The organism is Acinetobacter sp. DSM 11652 (genome assembly GCF_900109815.1).
Lineage (GTDB): Bacteria > Pseudomonadota > Gammaproteobacteria > Pseudomonadales > Moraxellaceae > Acinetobacter.
This window is the reverse complement of record NZ_FOBK01000010.1, coordinates 22,979-41,769: the sequence shown is the minus strand read 5'-3', so window position 1 is coordinate 41,769 and position 18,791 is coordinate 22,979. Positions and strand designations below refer to the sequence as shown.

Genomic DNA, 18,791 nt, shown 5'->3' with positions numbered 1-18,791 from the left:
GAGATTATCGTTCGCGTAACGCTTCTTTCGCCTTATTGAATGGTTTCAACAGGTATTCAAGAATCGTTTTTTGACCTGTCTTAATATCAACCGTTGATACCATACCCGGCGTGATTGGGAAAGCTTGCCCAGCTTTGTTATAAAGCTTGTCTGAATCAGTACGAATATACACACGATAATAGAATTGATCTTGTTTAACTTCATCACGTAGCGTATCAGGAGAAATGACTGTTACCTCTCCTTTCAAGCCACCGTAGATTGAATAATCGTACGCAGTGATTTTCACTAAAGCTTCCTGTCCAGGATGAATAAATGCAATATCACGCGGTGAAATTCGCGCCTCAATTAAAAGTTGTTCATCTAAAGGGACAATGGTCATCAACTTACCATTCTGAGGAATAACACCACCCAAAGTCATCACATCAATTTCTTTTACCACACCGCGGACTGGTGCTTTAAAGATTGTACGATTCAGACTATCAGATTTACCTTTGATCACTTGTTGTTGAGTTTCGACATCAGTGCTCGCCTTAGATAACTCTTCGCGTGCCTGAACATAGTACTGGTTACGAATATCGTTAATTTGGTTGGTCAATTCATTTGCTTGACGTTTTAAACGTAAAACTTCAACTTCACTCGCAGCACCTTTGGCAACAAGCGGTTCTGTCATTCTCAATTCTTGCTGAACTAACGTAAGTGCTTGCGTTAAGCCAGCAATAGATTCTTCCATATTGGCACGTCTAGAACGATAAAGCTGAGTTTCTTCAGCAACCAATTTTGGAATTTTTTGAACTGATTCTGGAAATACCAGTGGACCACCATTCACTTCCGCACGTAAACGTGCAGCTGTTGCTTGCGATGACAGTAGTAACGATTCTGATTCACCCACATTTGAAGCAAATCGTGTCGGATCAAGTTGAGCAAGAGTTTGCCCTTTTTCAACAATATCACCTTCTTTAACTTCAAGTTTGGTTAGAATCCCGCCCTCTAAAGATTGAATCACTTGTTCCTTAGAAGTTGGAACCACTTTACCTGTACCATTAGAAACTTCTTCAAGTTTGAAAATAGCTGCCCAAATAATGAGTGCAAGCAAACCCAGACCAATAATCCAAATCGTAATACTGACCTTCGGTAATGGTGGCTCTAACTGAGACACTTTTAATGAACGTTGTTGTTTTAATTCTTCGCTCATGATTTAGCCCCTGAATTTGCTTGTTGCTGGCCAGAATTATTTAAAATTTGATCACGTGGGCCATCCATAACGATACGACCATCATTCACCACAATAATACGATCCACTAACTCTAATACTGCACGGCGGTGGGTTGCCACAACCAATGTGCGATGTCCAAGCCAGTTCTTCATATGATCAATTAATTGTTTTTCAGATACATCATCAATCGCAGCTGTAGGTTCATCTAACAACAGAATATTTGGCTGACAAATGAGGAGTCTTGACAATAAAAGTGCCTGACGTTGTCCACCTGAGAAGCCTACACCACCTTCTAAAATAATATGATCTAGTCCCTCCTTCTTTTCTTGAATGAAGTTGAGTGCACCGGTTACTGCAAGTGCTTTTAATAAATCATCATCTGTAGCTAATGGTGCACCTAACGTTAAGTTTTCTCTGACTGTACCAAAGAATAGGTGCGCATTTTGATTCAACAAACCTACGTCACGACGAACGTCCGATGGATCTAACAAGGTAATATCAATATTATCTAATTGAACCTTACCTTGAACTGCAGTTTGCATACCTGAAAGTAATTGAAGAATGGTCGATTTACCTGCACCGTTACGCCCAAGAATCGCAATTTTTTCACCTGGTTTAATTTCAAGTTTAGGAATAACGATACTTGGTTTAGGATCTTCTTCGCCGTATTTAAAGACCACACCATTTAATTCATAATGACCATCAAGTACTGATCGCTGAATCAATTGTGAACGCTCAGGATGGTCAACCTGTTTACTCATTAATTCATCAAGACTTTCTTTCGCTGTTTTAGCTTGCTGATAACGACCAAGAACACCTGTAACCTGTGCAATTGGCGCTAACATACGTGATGATAGAATCGAACATGCCACCAACGCACCGGTGGTCATTTCTCCATCCATTACCGCAAAACAACCCACCAACACCACAATTGCAAAAGTCAGCCCCTGTAATTTTTGAGTCCAAAGATTCAATACGCCTACAATTTTACGTTGTTTCATGCTGATAGAAGCTGAAACATCATTCATGTGATTCCACTGATTTTGAAAGCGGGACTCTGCACGTAGCAGTTTAATATCTTCAATACCTTGAACAGCTTCAACGAGAATCGCATTTCGTATTGATGACTCACGCATACCCTCTTTAGCCAATTGCGCTAATTTTTTTTGCGCCAAAAGCCCTGGAATAATCATCAGCGGTACAACCACCAAAATTACCCAGAAAAGATTGCCACCAATGAGCCAAAAAATACCAAGGAACAGGAAGAAGAATGGTAAATCAGCAAAGGCGGTAATTGTTGTAGATGTTACAAGCTCACGTACACCTTCTAGTTCACGAATTTGTGAAATAAACGTTCCCGTGGATTTAGATCGTTCACTATTTTTAATACGTAAAGCATGACCAAAGACCCGATCTGAGACTCTTAAATCTGCACGCTTACCAATCATATCTGAAAGAATTAATCGTGAGTATTTCAATGCGAATTCAAAGATTGCAGCAAGTAATACACCACCTGCTAGCACCCACAAGGTTGGAATAGATTGTGCTGGAATAACTCGGTCATACACATTCATCGAGAATACGATTGTCGCGAGTGCTAATACGTTTGCAAGCAATGATGCAAACATAATATCGATATAGCGTTTCCAATCGCGTAATACAATTTCCCAAAACCAATTTTTTTCGTACGGCTTGATATATTCGTCAATACGTGCATCAGGTACTGAGGTTTCTGGTCTTAAAATATAGACTGAGTCGATGACATCTAACAATGTATCTACTGAAAATGTCTGTGCTAACCCTTCATCACCGCTCAGTTGAACACTTGCGTTACCTTGTGCATCTGCACGATCAATGACGCCAACTTGCCCATCTTTAAATCCGACCAATACCGGTAAACGCCACGGATTTAAAATATCGGGGCTAAAATCCACTTTACGGACATGTAAACCTACTTGGCGTGTCATAATTGCCAAGATGTCATCGACTGACTGGTTCTGATTCCAGTTTAGTTCTAAGCGAATACGTTCAGCAGAGGTTTCAATTCGATAATGACGTGCAACCGTCAGGACACCTTGTAACCATGGTTGATAATTTATTCTTGTATTCATGGTTTCAATTCTACCCCTTGAATGGTCAAATTATTAAGTTGATATACATCGCGGCTCTTACCAGAAGCGGCAATATATTGAACTAAGTTTTCATAAATATCATAACGTGCCGTTTCAATATCTGAATTTGAACGGTGAATCGCTTGCTCAGCATTTAAAAGATCAACAGCTGTACGAGTGCCAAGTTTATATTGTTCTTGATATAACTCTTTTGTTCTGACTGATGTCGCTTGTTGATCAATTAATACTTTCATTTGTCGCTGTTTATTTTCAACTTGTTCTTGAGCACGACGAATTTCATCAATTGTTTCTAAATAAACTGCATTTACTTTTGCTTTAGCAGCTTCTTCTGCAAACGATGCCGCACGACTGCGTGAACTAATTGCACCACCTTGGAAGAAAGTACTATTTGCTTCAAGCATAATAGAACTATCTGTTCCATCGTCTTGATTGTTATTCGGATTACGTCCGTTGACTGCTTGACTCAATGTACCTTTAACATTTAACGTAGGATAACGACTCAATTGAGTTTGTTTTTTTTCCAATTCTGCAACATCAACTTCTGCTTTAGCAGCCATCATTTTCGGAATTTCGTTAAACTTTGGCTCTGAATAAATATCTGAAGCCTTAATTAAACTCTCAGGTATCTCCCAGTTATATTTTGATATATCTGTTCCCATCAAAGTTCTAAGACGTTGTTTAAATACATTGAGCTGTGTTTCTTGCAGAATTAAATTTGATTGTGCAGATTCATAATATGATTGCGCTTGGATTGGATCGGCCTGACTGCTGATACCTGCCTCTGCACGTAAATTAGCAATTTCTCGGATTCGTGATATACCAGCAATTTGCTCACGTGCAATACGTGTAATTTCTTCATATCGCTTAATATTTACGATGGCAGAAGCCACTTCAAGAGCAATTTGGTCAATTGTGACAAGAGCTTGAGCTTGGCTAAACTGCAACTTGGCTTCTTCTGTACTAACTAGTGATTTTTGTTTACCAAAGTCAAAAAGTAGTTGTGTCGCATTGACATTAAATAATTGACGCCCTCTTTCTCCTGAAGTCATATCTCCAGTTGAAACACCTGCACTCAACTGTGGGTAATAACCGGCTTTAGCAACATCAATAAATGCATTTTGTGATGCGAGTGAAGAAACACTTTGTGTCACTTCAGGATGTCTAGCTACTGCAATCTTAATCGCATCGTATAAGCTTAACGTTTGTTTATCAGCCGTACCATTCACAAGTGGCATCAAAGATACTGGAGCACTAGGCGAAGCTTGTGTCGTTATCACAGGCAATTGTTCGACCTGTTTAGGATCAAAGCTAAAATCACTCAGTTCATTTAACTTAACTTGTCTAAAGTCATCATCAGCTTTAGGTTTAAAAAACTGATCCATATTTGATTTTAATGCAGTTAAACTGAATTTTTTCTTTGCTTGAGGTTCAGCATTCACCGTATTGTATTTTTGTTCAGAGACGACTTGATCAGCTTTAGGCTTAATATTTACAACTGGCTTAATCGACTGCGATTGTTCAGATATTTTCGCTTTCTGCTCTATTGGTTTTGAATAAACAATTGTAGGTTTATTTACAGCCAAAGCACTAGTCGGTTGCTGAACGATCAAGTTTGGACGCTCAATTACATTCTGTGTTTCTAACTTATTATGAGAACCTGATTTAAAAGGCCAAAAAGCTTTGGCTTTAGATACAAGACTTTGACGATGTTCAACTTTCGCTACAGTTGAAGGTGGAGCTTGTAGCAAGTTGTTTTGGCTGTTAATTTGTTGATCATTAACAATCTTCGGTTTTGGTGTACTAGACACTTTCAATGAAGTTTCACTCACCGATTTTTGTAAAGTCGGTGTCAAAACTTTTGTATTTGAAACATTGCCAGTAGCTTGGTGATGACCCTCATCCAACTTAGTTTTATCTTTGCCTATATTCCCAATAAATGTAAAGAGTTTACTTTTTGGTTTTTCTGTTTTGTCTTCTGAAACCGATGTTTCATTTTCTAGTAATTTTGCGTGTTGCGCGTCAATTAAAGATTCTGTTAGTTGATTTTGGATCTTTGGTTTAAGCGGTTTTAAAACCTGACGAGTGTCTTTAGTAGCGGGTTGTACAGTAGATGAAATAGTAGGTTTTAGAACATTTGGCGCTGAAGCCTCTTCAATATCCTGCTTTACCTTTGGCAGCAATACTTTTGGTTCAGATGCCGCTTTTTCACGCTTAACAAATGCAAAGAAAGATTTCTTTTGAGTCTTTTCCTTCGACTCATTCTGAGACTGCGAATTAGATAAAGGTATAGTGTTAACTTGAGCAATTTCATTTTCGACTATGTCGTCTAAATCAGGAACTTGTTCAATAACTTTAGGAACAAGAACCTGTTCTTTCACTTGCTCTTTCGAGATTTTGGATTTCGATTGGAATAATTTAAAACGTGGCTTTTCAAGCTGTTCAGGTATATCTTCAACAGTCTTTTTTTCCAAACTAAAGTTGATTTTTGGTTTTTGTAATTCTGCTGATAGTGCACGTTGGGTATCGTCAATTGCTAGAGGAGCGATTGCATCTTCAGCATGTACTTGTGTCGTACATAAACTGATCGCAAACAGCGTGATATACCCCATATCCTTCTGACTTAATTGATGTTTAGCCACTTGTAATCTCTATTAAAAAGTGTGAACTACGCCACATAAAATCAATCGTATTCTACAATGATTTTTATATTATTTCTGCGTCAATTGTAAACTTACGATTTGTTTGAGTTAATTTACAGTCTAAATATCTATAAAACAACATTATTTTATAGATATCACACTATTTTTTTAAACTGTGAAATCATCACCTAAATAAACTTTACGGACAGTTTCATCCATAAGTACTTGATCTGGTGTTCCTTCCGCAATGACAGATCCTTCGCTGACAATATAAGCATGCTCACAAATCGCGAGCGTTTCGCGAACGTTATGGTCTGTAATGAGCACACCGATACCACGTTCTTTTAAATTGCGAATAATGTCTTTGATATCACCTACAGAAATTGGATCTACCCCAGCAAAAGGTTCATCAAGGAGCATAAACTTAGGATCGGCGGCTAATGCTCGAGCGATTTCAGCACGGCGACGCTCCCCCCCTGACACACTCATCCCCAAAGAATCTTTAATATGTGTAATTTTAAAGTCTTCTAATAACTCTTGAAGTCTCTCTTTACGTTGTTGCTTATTAAGATCCTTCCGCGTTTCAAGAATCGCCAAAATATTATCTGAAATACTCAATTTACGAAAAATTGAAGCCTCTTGTGGCAAATAACCAATTCCATGACGAGCACGCTCATGCATTGCAAGGTCCGAAAGATCAAGATTATCTAAGTGAATTTCACCTTTATCCATTCGAACCAGTCCGACTACCATGTAAAAGCTTGTCGTTTTTCCCGCCCCGTTCGGTCCAAGCAAACCAACAATTTGACCACTCTGCATGCTAAATGAAACATCTTTCACCACCCAGCGTTTACTATAAACTTTGGCAAGATGTTTAATTTTTAATGTTTGGATTGGTGATTCATCGACGCTCATTAATCACGTACTCCAGAGAATGATTTTGAGGCAGAAGGAGGAATTATAATTTGTACGCGACCTTTTGAACTACCCGTTTCACTACTGCCACCGCCTAAAACTTCGATATCACCCTTATTCATACTATAACGCAAAGTATTCCCACGAATACTTGCGCCATCTTGATACAAATATGCATTACCCGACAAAGTAATAATGCCTGTATCAGCGTTATATACAATTTTAGAGGCTTCACCACGTGCAATGCCACGTTTAGACTCTAATTGCTGTTGGAACTTTGCAGGAGAACCTGACGCATTTACTGAGCTAATTTGGCGATTGGCATTGAGATTAGCAACTATAGAGGCTGCATTTAACTTGAAAGTACCTTGTTCAACAGAAACATTCCCAATATAGGTCGTTATACCTGTTTTGTCATTATAGGTCGCACGATCAGCTAAAAGCATGATGGGTTGATTACGATCACTGGGCAATGCAAATGCCATAACAGAAATAGAACTGAGTGCCACCATTGCTATTGCTTTAAGCATTTTCGAACCTGATAAATAAGAAGGTTTAGTTTGGTGCATACTTTCCTCGAATATTTTTAAAATCGTACTGACCTTCATTCAAATCTGCTTCTAAGCCTTGGCTGACAAAATCTGCATTTGGTGTTTGTACAGTAACTTGCTCAGATGTTTCAAGCTTTCTTGTTTTTGGATATCCTGTAAGCGCATCGGTTCGAAAAACCATTTTGCCCATTTCTCCTTGCTTGGTTGCAACAACATCTCCAGATAACACAATCTTCTCATTGTCATTGTAACCATGCGCTTGTTTAGCATAAAACGTAGCGTCTTCTACATTATCAGTAAACATGCTGGCATTTAAATTCTGCAAGCTTGATGTTTTCTGTTTCATATCTTGGTTCAGCTCATCAACTGTAGCCTTAACATAAAGCATGCCTTTTTCATCAGTTTGCAAAAGATTAATATTCTTTGCCGAATATGTCATCGATTGAGCGGATGAACCCTCTAATTTTTTCCCTTTACCGCTGTAATAATAATAGCCACCACTTATAGCAGCGACAATAACAGCAGTAATGTATAAAACTTTAGTATCCATAAATCATCAACTATATTCAGCGTTCATATCAACTGCGTATTAATGCGTTACAGCCAAATATTTTTCAAGAAGTTCATGGTAAACCCCTTTTGACAACAATAACATGTCACAAATTTCACGCACAGCGCCACGACCACCATAAGCTTGGGTTACAAGGTCTGCACGACGACGAACTTCAACATGACCATTTGGCACTGTTACTTTCATTCCCGCAATCGCAAAAGCTGATAAATCTGGCCAATCATCCCCCATATACAAGCAATCTTCTGGTTTTAAACCCAGTTGCGTACAAGCTTGCTGTAAGGCAGTCCCTTTGTCTTCACGCCCCTGATAAACTAAGTCTACACCTAAATCATTCATACGCTTTGTCACAATATTGCTTTGGCGACCGGTAATAATGACAACTTTAATTCCAGCTTGCTGAACAAGTTTCATCCCAAGTCCATCACGAATATCAAATGACTTAATTTCATCACCTGAGTTCGTCAACGTTACAAAACCATCACTTAGAATACCATCCACATCCAAAACCAACGCTTCGATATGTCGTGCTTGTTCTAACAATACATAAGATGCCATGAATTAATTTACCCCAGCTTGAATTAAATCGTGCATGCTAATCACACCAATCACTTGTTTGGCATCATTGACTACTACAAATTGATTGATTTTTTTAGCATTCATTTGCTCTAGCGCTTCAACCGCTCTTGCTTCTTGTGAAATGGTTAGAGGATTTTCAATCATAACCTTTGATACGGCAAGATTAACATCAAAACCTTGTTGCTTATCAATGAGACGTCGCAAGTCACCATCTGTAAATATACCTAACAGAACATCATTTTCATCCACAATTGTGGTTAATCCGAGACGTTTGTTTGATATTTCGTATAAAACTTTATTCATTGGTGTATCTGGTGAAACTTTTGGTAGAGATTCACCCACATGCATCAGATGTTTAACGTGCAACAGTAATCGTTTACCGAGTGCACCAGCTGGATGCGACATCGCGAAATCATTTGCAGTAAATCCACGCGCTTCAAGTAAAGCAACAGCCAAAGCATCACCTAAAGCTAAAGTCGCTGTCGTGCTTGAAGTTGGTGCCAAACCTAATGGGCATGCCTCTTGAATATGACCAAGTGTAAGCGCAACATCAGCGTTCTGTGGCATTGGTCCACGGTCATCACCTGAAATTGTTATCAATGGCACACCCAAATGTTTGATGAGTGGCATTAACATCATGATTTCATCACTTTTACCAGAGTTCGAAATCGCGATCAGCACATCTCCACGCACTAACATCCCGAGATCACCATGACCAGCTTCACCTGGATGCATGAAGAAAGACGGCGTTCCTGTTGATGCAAATGTTGCAGCCATTTTTCGACCGATATGACCAGATTTCCCCATACCAGTGACCACTAAACGACCTTGGCACCGTAGGATAATTTGACATGCTTGGGAAAAGCGATCATCAATCTGATGAGATAGTACCGATAAAGCTTGACGTTCAATCTCCAAGGTTTCTTTTGCAACCTTTTGAAAATCAATTGGATATGTAGTATTTTCAGAATTCAAATCTGGGCACCTTGAAGCTGGATTCAGCCACAATTTCAATCATTAAATTATTCTTCATATATTAACATAAGCATGCAAGTATCTTTTTCTTAAATGTATAAATTTCATTTGCATAGATTTTTTACGCATAAAACTTTGTGAAAGATAAGCCTTAGGTTAAGATGAACCACCATTTTTTTAGCTTTTTGAAGACCTATGCAACCATTTGTTCTATATAACTCAGAGCAACGAAAAAAAGTTGAGTTTGTACCACGCAAAGAAGGACATATTGATATGTATGTCTGTGGGATGACAGTTTACGACTACTGTCATATCGGTCATGCTCGGGTTATGGTTGCATTTGACTATATTATTCGTTTTCTTCGTAGCCAAGGTTGGAAAGTTAAATATATTCGCAATATTACTGACATTGATGACAAAATCATTGCACGTGCAAATGAAAATGGTGAAAGCATTACAGCACTCACTGATCGCTTTATTCAGGCAATGAATGAAGATGCTGCCAATTTAGGATGCTTGGCACCTGATGAAGCACCTCGTGCGACAGAGTACATCGATCAAATGCAAAATATGATTGGTACTTTGGTCAATAATGGCACTGCATATCCTGCGTCAAACGGTGATGTGTACTTCGAAGTTGAAAAATTTAAAAAATACGGGCGTCTATCTGGTCGTAAACTCGAAGACATGCAAGCAGGTGCTTCCGAACGAGTCGATGTTGAAGTTGAAAAGAAACATCCTTTCGATTTTGTGCTATGGAAGCATGCAAAAGAAAATGAACCTTCTTGGAAATCTCCTTGGGGGAATGGTCGTCCAGGTTGGCATATCGAATGTTCAGCAATGTCTACATGTTGCCTTGGTAATCATTTTGATATTCATGGTGGTGGGTCTGACTTAACCTTCCCCCATCACGAAAATGAAATCGCACAAAGTGAAGCTGCAACTGGCGAACAATATGTAAACTATTGGATGCACGTAGGCTTTATCAATGTCGATGGTGAAAAAATGTCTAAATCTTTAGGCAATTTTTTCACGATTCGCGATGTCATGGAAAAATTCCATCCTGAAGTTATTCGTTACTTTATCGTTTCATCACACTATCGTAGCCCTGTGAATTTTTCTGATACTGCGCTTAAAGAAGCTAAAAACACATTAAGTCGTTTTTATCATTCATTTAAAGCATATCAACAGATATATGGTGCCGAAATTAATTCGCAATACGATGAAGCACTCGTTGAAAAGTTTAATGCAGCAATGCGGGATGATTTCAACACATCAGAAGCGATTGCCGTACTTTTTGAAATCAATAAAGAATTAAATCGTGCCGTAAAAGACGAACTTGCTGAACAGGCGGCCATATATTATGCCACCTTGCGCTATCTGACCAATATCTTAGGTCTTGTTCAACATAATGTTGATGAATTCCTAAAATCAGATATTGGTCAAGAAAGCTTATCTTTGAGTAATGATGAAATTGAAGATCTCATTCAACAACGCAAAGATGCCAAGAAAGAGAAAAACTTTGCACGTGCAGATGAGATTCGCCAAAATCTTCTTGATCAAGGCATTGTACTTGAAGATACGCGTCAAGGAACTTTATGGCGACGTGCTGATTAATTCATCAATTAAATTTTGGAAGTGTTGACAGGGTGTGCAAAATCACTATAATTCACACCATATTGCGGGAATAGCTCAGTTGGTAGAGCACAACCTTGCCAAGGTTGGGGTCGCGAGTTCGAGTCTCGTTTCCCGCTCCAAAATTTTAAAAGCTTCAGTCGAAAGATTGAGGCTTTTTTTATTGACTTAGATTCTCAAATAAAGTCGACCTAGATTAAATTATTCGAAAGAGAAAAGAGAAGCTAGCCGACCAAAGTCAAAGTTGCTCCACACCCAATCACTCTCAAACTTGAACAGGTTTTCATCTTAAATTCACGCTTTTTTTGATAATATTAATTACTTTAATGCTCTTTTTTAGGCTAAAAGCATGAGATTAAATGCTGACTTCTCTCAACCTGTAATAATTACTCCAGAGGATTATCAATGGATTCAATCCCCAAGAGGCGAAGTTAAACGAATGATGTTTGATCGTGTTGGCTTAGAACAAGCAAGAGCAACCAGCCTAGTTGAGTTCCCTTCAAATTCTCAGTTCCCAGAGCATCAACACCCCTTCGGTGAAGAAGTTCTAGTGTTAAACGGGACTTTTACTGAAGATGATCATCAGCACTATCCATCTGGATGGTATATGCGAAATCCTCACCTTTCTAAACATATTGTCTCGAGCTTAGATGGATGTCTGATCTTGGTGAAACTCATGCAAATGTCTGAAGAAGAAAAATTAGCTACACGAATTGATACTCGTGACGAGCGAAACTGGACCTATTTTAACAACAGAAAGATTTGCCAACTATTTCAATCTGAGTATGAAGACACCTTTCTCGAAAAACTCGAAAGCCAACAGGTTTTAGAATCAACACATCATAACGGTATTGAAATTTTCATTATCAAAGGTAAATTGGTGATGAATGAACGAAATTATTCAGCCGGTTCGTGGATGAGGTTTCCGATTCAACATCGTATTGAAATCAAAGCAGGTGGTTCTGGCGCTTTGATTTATGTAAAAAAAGATCATTTAAAAAATATATAAACCCAAAAAAACCCAATACATTATTGGGTTTTTAAGCTAGTGCATTGATTAAGACTCATCATATGCGCTTTTTTTCCAGACACCCATATCAATAAGCTTCTGAATTTGCTTATCAATCACTTCCGCTTTATATTCGTCGTGATGTCCCTGTTTTTGCTGCAAATACAAATTTTTAGGATATATATTATTTTTATAAATTAATTGTGCGCATTCTGCACGTATATCTTTCATCCAATTGGTCACCTGAGCGTGTGTACGATGATAACGAAGTGCCTCTATATCAACTACACCAGTGACATAGGTAGATCCATTGGTATCATGCTGTTTACCCACTATTTTACCTTTATGGTCCACAATCATAGAAAGACCACCACCACAATCGATCGGTGCTAATGTATTTTCATCAAGATACATCCCCCCAATATTTGGTGCTACTACGTACATATTATTTTCTAAAGCACGAGCACGATTGGAGATTTCAAATACATCATTTTCAGTAAATGAAGCTGGTAAAGATGCACGATAGACGACTTCAGCACCATTCATCGCTAGGCCTCGACCATTTTCTGGAAAATTACCTTCCATTGCCATCATGATGCCCAATCGACCAATTTCCGTATCAACTACTGGCCAAAATGATTGAAGCTCTTCACCATATTTTTTTACCCACTTATCATACAAATCATGAGGTGATGCTGAACGCTCGCATGGCAATAAAGCAGACATTTTGTGGTGTTTTAAAATAATTTCGCCTTGAGGATTTATAATAAATCCGACATTAAACATAATGCCTGGCCAATCCTCATTTTTAGCTTTGGCTTGCGCCATGATAAAAACATTATGTTTTTTAGCTAACTCACCTAAACGATCTGTTTCAGGGCCCGGTATATCGATCGCACCATCATCCAAGAATTCTTGAATATCAACATCGAGTGCTTCATCGTTGAAGCCCTGTAATGCCCCCTCTGGGAGAACCAACAGTCTTACTGGAATATCTAAAGAACTCAACCATAATGCACCGGATGTAAGTTCCTCTAAATGAGAGATATTTTTCATAATATCTGCTCTACAACTTGTGCCCCATATTGTTGGAACTAATCCTACTACACCATAAGGTTTGATCATTTTATTTTCCTCTAAATCCATTCAGTTTTTTTATGTACTTAAAAATTATCAGTGTGCTGATAATTATGCAAGTTCAAAAACCAAATAATTTAGAAAATTATTCTTCATTAATTTTTTTCATCCAATTCCTGACGATTCTTATTTCACTTTCACTAAAACCATCGACTAGAGAATCTTCTAAACGATCAATAGCATCACCACAATCTTCCATAAGTTTTTTCCCTAAATCTGATATCTCAATTAATTGAATTTTCTTATTCGTAGAATGAGAAGTTTTATAGAGAATATTTTGTTTTTCTAATTTTGAGATCATCAAATTTACTGTTTGCGGTGTTAATGAAGCAAAACGTGCTATTTCCGCATTTGTGAAACCTGGGTAAGTCAAAATAATTTTCAAAATTGTGAACTGTGGTGGAGTGATTGAATATTCAGCAAGTACACGCTCCATTTTTAAACGATATACATGAGATGTCTTTCTTAATAAAAATCCAAGGTAACCCGATTCATTATCAAATATTTCAGGTGAATTCGTATTTTTTTTAAACATACCTATTGCCCTTTTATAAAATCATAAATATTATCAGTATGCTGATAAAAAGTATTTGAGTTTAACTTTGCATTATATATGACTAATGCTGCTTAAATTTGAATACCTAGTCACAGTTTAGCTAAAAAAATAATGGAATAAAAATCAAACCCTTAAGGATATAGGATACGAAAATGCAGAATACTCTAAATGCTGAAGAACCCGCTTCGGTCAAAAAAAATACGAGATACGCTTGGTACGTAGTCACACTATGTATGTTGGCTTATATATTTTCTTATATTGATCGACAAATTTTAGTCTTGATGATTGAACCGATCAAAGCAGATTTAAATTTAACTGATACTCAGTTTAGTCTATTGCACGGTTTAGCTTTTTCCCTATTTTACGCATTTATGGGATTGCCTATCGCTTATTTAGCAGACCGATTTTCCCGACCAAAAATTATTGCAATTGGCATTATTTTTTGGAGCTTAGCAACAGCGGCTTGTGGTCTAAGTAAAAACTTCATTCAACTTTTTCTTTCAAGAATGGGGATTGGCATTGGTGAAGCAGCATTATCACCCGCAGCATATTCCATGTTTAGTGATATGTTCAGTAAAGACAAATTAGGTAAAGCCGTTGGTATTTACTCCATTGGTTCTTTTATCGGTGGAGGGATGGCTTTTCTCGTTGGCGGCTATGTGATCAGCTTATTAAAAGATGCAACGTTTATTGATGTTCCTTTACTCGGCATGATGAAGGCTTGGCAAGTTGCCTTTATTCTCGTTGGATTGCCAGGCGTTTTTATTGGTCTTTTATTTATTTTAACAGTAAGAGATCCGCAACGAACAGGACAAAAACTCGATGCCTCAGGTAATGTCGTAAAAGTTAAATTTACGGATTCTTTTAAATTCTTAAAAAAGCACAGTAAGACATTTACTTGTCACTACATGGGCTTCACATTCTATGCAATGGCATTGTTTTGTGTCATGAGCTGGTCACCTGCATTTTATATGCGTAACTTTGGTCTGAGTCCTGTTGAAACAGGTTATATGTTAGGAATGATTCTACTTATCGCAAACACATCTGGCGTTTTCTTTGCAGGCTGGTTAACTGACTATCTGACTAGTAAAGGTCGACGTGATGCTGCAATGTATGCTGGTTATTTAGGTGGTTTAGGAATTATCTTACCGATTATTAGCTATACATTAGTAGACTCACTGTGGTTATCTGTTGCTATTTTTACAGTGGCTATGTTCTTTGCATCTTTCCCAATGCCAACCTCAACAGCAGCTATGCAAATTTTAGCTCCAAATCAATTACGAGCTCAAATTTCTGCAATTTTCTTGTTAATCAGCAGCTTAATTGGTTTAGGTATTGGAACAACTTTAGTCGCATTAATTACCGATAAAGTATTCGGGGATACCAACATGGTAGGTTATTCAATTTCAATCGTAGGTGGATTCTCAGCGTTATTGACTATTATTTTACTCAAAACAGGATGTAAACATTTTGTGAAAAGTCTAGATGTAGAAAAAGATGAAATGGTCAGATAAGAAGTGATTTGTGCAAAATTACATAAAGCATTTTCTAAAATCTAAGCTCATATTTAGTTTATTTTAGAAAAAGAACTCGAACATCTGTTCGAGTTCTTTTTTCTCAACTGAGAATCAATAATGATTAAACTAATCAAAGGTAGAAAAAACAATCAACGTCTACTTGTTGCAAGCCAAAGCCGCATTATGATGAATACCCATGTCCGATGCCCGATTAAATAAAGATAAACGACGTATTCCCTGTCAGGTCTAGGCTTTCAACATTTTTCGTTTGAAGAGCAGATTATTCTCCCTACTTGAATAGAAATCACTCTCAAATTTAATAAAATGCGTTCAGGACTGCTGAATGAGGAAAACTCACTTCCAGAAGCTGATTTAACTTAACTCATTCAAAGTGTGAATATTGTTAGACGATATAATGCCGAACCATATAGCGCGTTAACAAAAAAAGAATATTGTTTAGGTGATCAATCAGATGAGTGCGTAATTATTATTTATACTCATCTCTAAATCAGATTCAGTCTTACAACTTTTGAGTAATCGCAAAAAAAAAGACTCGGCCTTAAAAGTCCGAGTCAGGTTGTAGTCAAATAATGAGCATTTTTTAAGAAAGATTTACTTTTTGAATACCATTTCTACCTGGGAAATCCTTGGCTAAAGATCGGGCATTAGGCATTTTTAACCATAATCTTAATAATTTTCTTCGCTTTGAGATGTCTTCATCATCTATAAATGACGATCGTGAATGCATTACACAATAGTTATTACAGAACTGCATATCACCCGGTTCAAGCATCATATCTAGTCTGAGATCAGGATCTTGTATGTATTGATCGAAAATATCAAGCGCATCGACTTGAACTCTGGATAAAGGTATTCCTTTTCGCTCATGTCCTAGTTCAATATATGCTCTTAAGTAACGGCAACTTAATTTATTGTCATAAAAGCTAAATATAGGCGTGAGTGTTGGTTCTGAGTCACCAAGATGATCACAATAAGTCGGATGATAATAATAACCTAGATATTCAGGATAATTTTCTAAAATTCTATTGTAGACTGTGGCAGCACTGACGAGACTACTCAATCCTCCACTCATTGCTTTTCTAATTGATAGCAATCCAACTACGTCAGATAAGTCAGTGTGGTAAGGGAGATATGCGTTTGTTTCATAAACTCGCGTTGATTTGTTATTAAGATCACCAACGTTTTCTACTTTACCCAATAAATCGCCTTTAGGATTTTGGGTAACGGGTTGACCCATATACATGCCTATTAAATAGTAAATAATCGCCAATTGGCGTTCACTAAATTTAGAGACATCCAAACCTTTTAATAGAAAGAAACCATATCCATTCTCAAGCTCATCGGCATATTTTTTAAATTCAGATAAAACTTGTGAATTATTAATCGTTAAATGCGTGTTATTCAATTGATCAATTTCTAGATCTTGTTGTTCTATCAATTGCAAATTTTGGCTTAATTCATGAAGCATTTCTTCGCTTAAATAATAAATCCAATCTGTCTGATTTTTTAGGTCTTTGCCCACCCATGCCGACTTATGACTGATTTTCTCTTTTAATATCGTATTCATCGCAATTTATCCCTGAACTAGTGTTTGTTTTCCTGCATTTTTCGGACCATCGCATTAAAAAACTTATCTGCGAAAGCACTTTCTTGAATTAACATTTGAGTTAAGTCTGCACACTTCTGTTTTACGATATGATCTAATTCAACATCGTCACCACGCATTGAATCCGCTTGGCATTGTATTTCTGCCGCTCGTTGAACTGTCCAGAGTAGGAAAAAAGCTTTTTCAATCGTACTCTCTCCCACAGCTACACCATGATTTCTAAGTACCAGAATGTGATGATCACCTAAACTTTTGATCATTCTTTGTTTTTCTTCTTCGAATAGGGTAATGCCTTCAAAGGCATGATAGCCTACCCGACCATATAACTGCGCACCATAAAAATTGTCATTTTTAAAGCCATCTTTCTTTTGTGCAATGGCACTGATTGGTGTGGTATGTGTATGTATTAAACATCGAATATCATCACGAGCACCATGAACAGCACTATGTAAAGCAAATCCTGCAGGATTGGCATCATATTCAGAATGAATCACTTTATTACCGTTTAAATCAACTTTTAATAAATTTTCGGGTGTGATTTCCGTATAGTTCAAGCCGAAAGGATTTACTAAATAATAGTGTTCAGCTCCTGGTAAGCGCGCTGAGACATGATTAAAAATTGTTTCCGTCCAACCAAAATAATCAATAAGGTGATAACAATTCGCTAATTTAACTCTGAGCGCCCATTCAGCTTCAGACACATTCAATACATTATTTTTCATCTTCATTATTCCTTGTTCTGGCTTGTTCGCTTAAATAGACCGTTAATTCATATATAAGTTTGGATGTCGGCATCGGACATTCATAAGCATCTGCCAATTCAAATACAGCTTCTGCAATGGGTGCTAACTCTAAAGGGCGATGATTTTTGTAGTCATGCCACATTGATGTATATGTTTCCCCCATCTCTGAACCCAATTTTAAAAATGTGTTTGGGTCGATATTGATACGAGCGCCATAGCAAGCCGCAACAGCTCGAACTTCATATAAAATTTGTTGCGTAATTCGAGTTAAATTGTGATCAGAATAAATTTTACTTAGCGGAGCATCAGCCACAACCGATAATGGATTGGAGCTCAAGTTAGCCATAACCTTGGTCCAAATTTGATCTCGGATGTTCTCTACGGGTCGTGCTTCGATACTTGTATTTTCAAACAATTCAACAAGCGCATGTAATCGTTCAGTCATTTGATGACTTGGCTCACCAAAGATCAACAAATATGGATTGTCTGATTTGACCTCATTTTCATTGACACTTTGCGCTGTAATAAATACAACAGCGCCAATTAAATGTTCTAATGGAAAATGGTCATTTAAAACTCCCTGTTGATCTAAACAATTTATCCTTGATTTTTTAGAGTTATTCTCTAAACCGTAAAAATACCAAAAGGGTATTCCATTCATTAACGGGACAATGACTGTCGCGTTATGCATATAACGCTTCAACTGAGTTGAAATTTCATATAAAGCGTTAAACTTGGTTGCTATAAAGATAAAATCCTGTTTTTCAATGCATTCTTCAGTATCCACAATTCGAGATGGATGTACTTGGAACTCACCCAGTACATCTTTTAAATGAATCCCTTTTTGCTTTAGCGTTTCGACTTTTTCCCCTCGCGCTAGAACAGTGACTTGGTGTCCTGCTAGCGTTAATCTAGCAGCAACTACACAGCCAATGGCTCCAGCACCATATACCAAAATTTTTTTTGACATCCATTCAAATCCCTGAAAATCG

Annotated in this window: 16 protein-coding genes and 1 tRNA gene; 4 read left to right on the top strand and 13 right to left on the bottom strand. The window is 37.5% G+C overall.

All coding sequences use genetic code 11. The features are described 5' to 3' along the window. Positions 1–4: 4 nt before the first annotated feature. The 8 genes from BMW42_RS10555 to BMW42_RS10520 form a co-directional block, all read right to left on the bottom strand. The gene (locus tag BMW42_RS10555) at positions 5–1,192 is read right to left on the bottom strand and encodes an HlyD family type I secretion periplasmic adaptor subunit (RefSeq protein ID WP_035266373.1); all 1,188 of its coding nucleotides are present in this window, start codon (positions 1,190–1,192) and stop codon (positions 5–7) included. Next, on the bottom strand, positions 1,189–3,324 hold the full coding sequence (locus BMW42_RS10550) for a type I secretion system permease/ATPase (RefSeq protein WP_092767723.1): 2,136 nt from the start codon (positions 3,322–3,324) through the stop codon (positions 1,189–1,191). Before BMW42_RS10550 ends, BMW42_RS10555 begins: the two co-directional genes overlap by 4 nt. After that, a complete protein-coding gene (locus tag BMW42_RS14980; protein ID WP_092767844.1) occupies positions 3,321–4,727 on the bottom strand; it encodes a TolC family protein in 1,407 nt (468 codons plus the stop codon). The genes BMW42_RS10550 and BMW42_RS14980 overlap by 4 nt, the downstream gene beginning before the upstream one ends. A gap of 1,425 nt (positions 4,728–6,152) precedes the next feature. Then, positions 6,153–6,899 (bottom strand): LPS export ABC transporter ATP-binding protein, encoded by a 747-nt coding sequence (lptB, locus tag BMW42_RS10540; protein WP_092767721.1) that lies wholly within the window; start codon positions 6,897–6,899, stop codon positions 6,153–6,155. Continuing rightward, a complete protein-coding gene (gene lptA / locus BMW42_RS10535; RefSeq protein ID WP_416224326.1) occupies positions 6,899–7,429 on the bottom strand; it encodes a lipopolysaccharide transport periplasmic protein LptA in 531 nt (176 codons plus the stop codon). The genes lptB and lptA overlap by 1 nt, the downstream gene beginning before the upstream one ends. A gap of 25 nt (positions 7,430–7,454) precedes the next feature. Next, positions 7,455–8,000, bottom strand: a complete 546-nt coding sequence (gene lptC, locus BMW42_RS10530; RefSeq protein WP_092767717.1) for an LPS export ABC transporter periplasmic protein LptC — start codon at positions 7,998–8,000, stop codon at positions 7,455–7,457. 39 nt (positions 8,001–8,039) lie between these two features. Next, positions 8,040–8,579 carry a KdsC family phosphatase gene (locus BMW42_RS10525; protein WP_035266365.1) on the bottom strand — a complete coding sequence of 180 codons (540 nt, stop codon included), beginning with the start codon at positions 8,577–8,579 and terminating at the stop codon, positions 8,040–8,042. Positions 8,580–8,582: 3 nt separating this feature from the next. Next, on the bottom strand, positions 8,583–9,575 hold the full coding sequence (locus tag BMW42_RS10520) for a KpsF/GutQ family sugar-phosphate isomerase (protein WP_092767715.1): 993 nt from the start codon (positions 9,573–9,575) through the stop codon (positions 8,583–8,585). 195 nt (positions 9,576–9,770) lie between these two features. On the opposite strand from BMW42_RS10520, the gene cysS reads away from it, so the two are divergent. The 3 genes from cysS (at position 9,771) to BMW42_RS10505 (ending at position 12,219) form a co-directional block, all read left to right on the top strand. Next, complete coding sequence (gene cysS, locus BMW42_RS10515; protein WP_092767713.1) at positions 9,771–11,192, top strand: cysteine--tRNA ligase; 1,422 nt, start codon at positions 9,771–9,773, stop codon at positions 11,190–11,192. 64 nt (positions 11,193–11,256) lie between these two features. Beyond that, a tRNA-Gly gene (locus BMW42_RS10510) sits at positions 11,257–11,332 on the top strand. Between the two features lie 227 nt (positions 11,333–11,559). Then, the gene (locus BMW42_RS10505; RefSeq protein ID WP_092767711.1) at positions 11,560–12,219 is read left to right on the top strand and encodes a cupin domain-containing protein; all 660 of its coding nucleotides are present in this window, start codon (positions 11,560–11,562) and stop codon (positions 12,217–12,219) included. Between the two features lie 48 nt (positions 12,220–12,267). Here BMW42_RS10505 and BMW42_RS10500 read toward each other — a convergent pair whose 3' ends face one another. Next, positions 12,268–13,344 (bottom strand): nitrilase-related carbon-nitrogen hydrolase, encoded by a 1,077-nt coding sequence (locus BMW42_RS10500; RefSeq protein ID WP_092767709.1) that lies wholly within the window; start codon positions 13,342–13,344, stop codon positions 12,268–12,270. Between the two features lie 97 nt (positions 13,345–13,441). Then, positions 13,442–13,891, bottom strand: a complete 450-nt coding sequence (locus BMW42_RS10495) for a MarR family winged helix-turn-helix transcriptional regulator (protein WP_092767707.1) — start codon at positions 13,889–13,891, stop codon at positions 13,442–13,444. A 173-nt stretch (positions 13,892–14,064) separates the two neighbouring features. Between BMW42_RS10495 and BMW42_RS10490 the strand changes: the two genes are divergently transcribed. Beyond that, positions 14,065–15,426 (top strand): spinster family MFS transporter, encoded by a 1,362-nt coding sequence (locus tag BMW42_RS10490; RefSeq protein ID WP_092767705.1) that lies wholly within the window; start codon positions 14,065–14,067, stop codon positions 15,424–15,426. A 604-nt stretch (positions 15,427–16,030) separates the two neighbouring features. Here the strand turns inward: BMW42_RS10490 and BMW42_RS10485 are convergent. Genes BMW42_RS10485 through BMW42_RS10475 form a run of 3 tightly spaced genes read right to left on the bottom strand, consistent with a single transcriptional unit; the run spans position 16,031 to position 18,769 of the window. Beyond that, on the bottom strand, positions 16,031–17,017 hold the full coding sequence (locus BMW42_RS10485; RefSeq protein WP_092767703.1) for a TauD/TfdA family dioxygenase: 987 nt from the start codon (positions 17,015–17,017) through the stop codon (positions 16,031–16,033). 17 nt (positions 17,018–17,034) lie between these two features. Further along, complete coding sequence (locus tag BMW42_RS10480; protein WP_228143120.1) at positions 17,035–17,778, bottom strand: class II aldolase/adducin family protein; 744 nt, start codon at positions 17,776–17,778, stop codon at positions 17,035–17,037. Next, complete coding sequence (locus tag BMW42_RS10475) at positions 17,768–18,769, bottom strand: ketopantoate reductase family protein (RefSeq protein ID WP_092767699.1); 1,002 nt, start codon at positions 18,767–18,769, stop codon at positions 17,768–17,770. The genes BMW42_RS10480 and BMW42_RS10475 overlap by 11 nt, the downstream gene beginning before the upstream one ends. Positions 18,770–18,791: the final 22 nt, after the last annotated feature.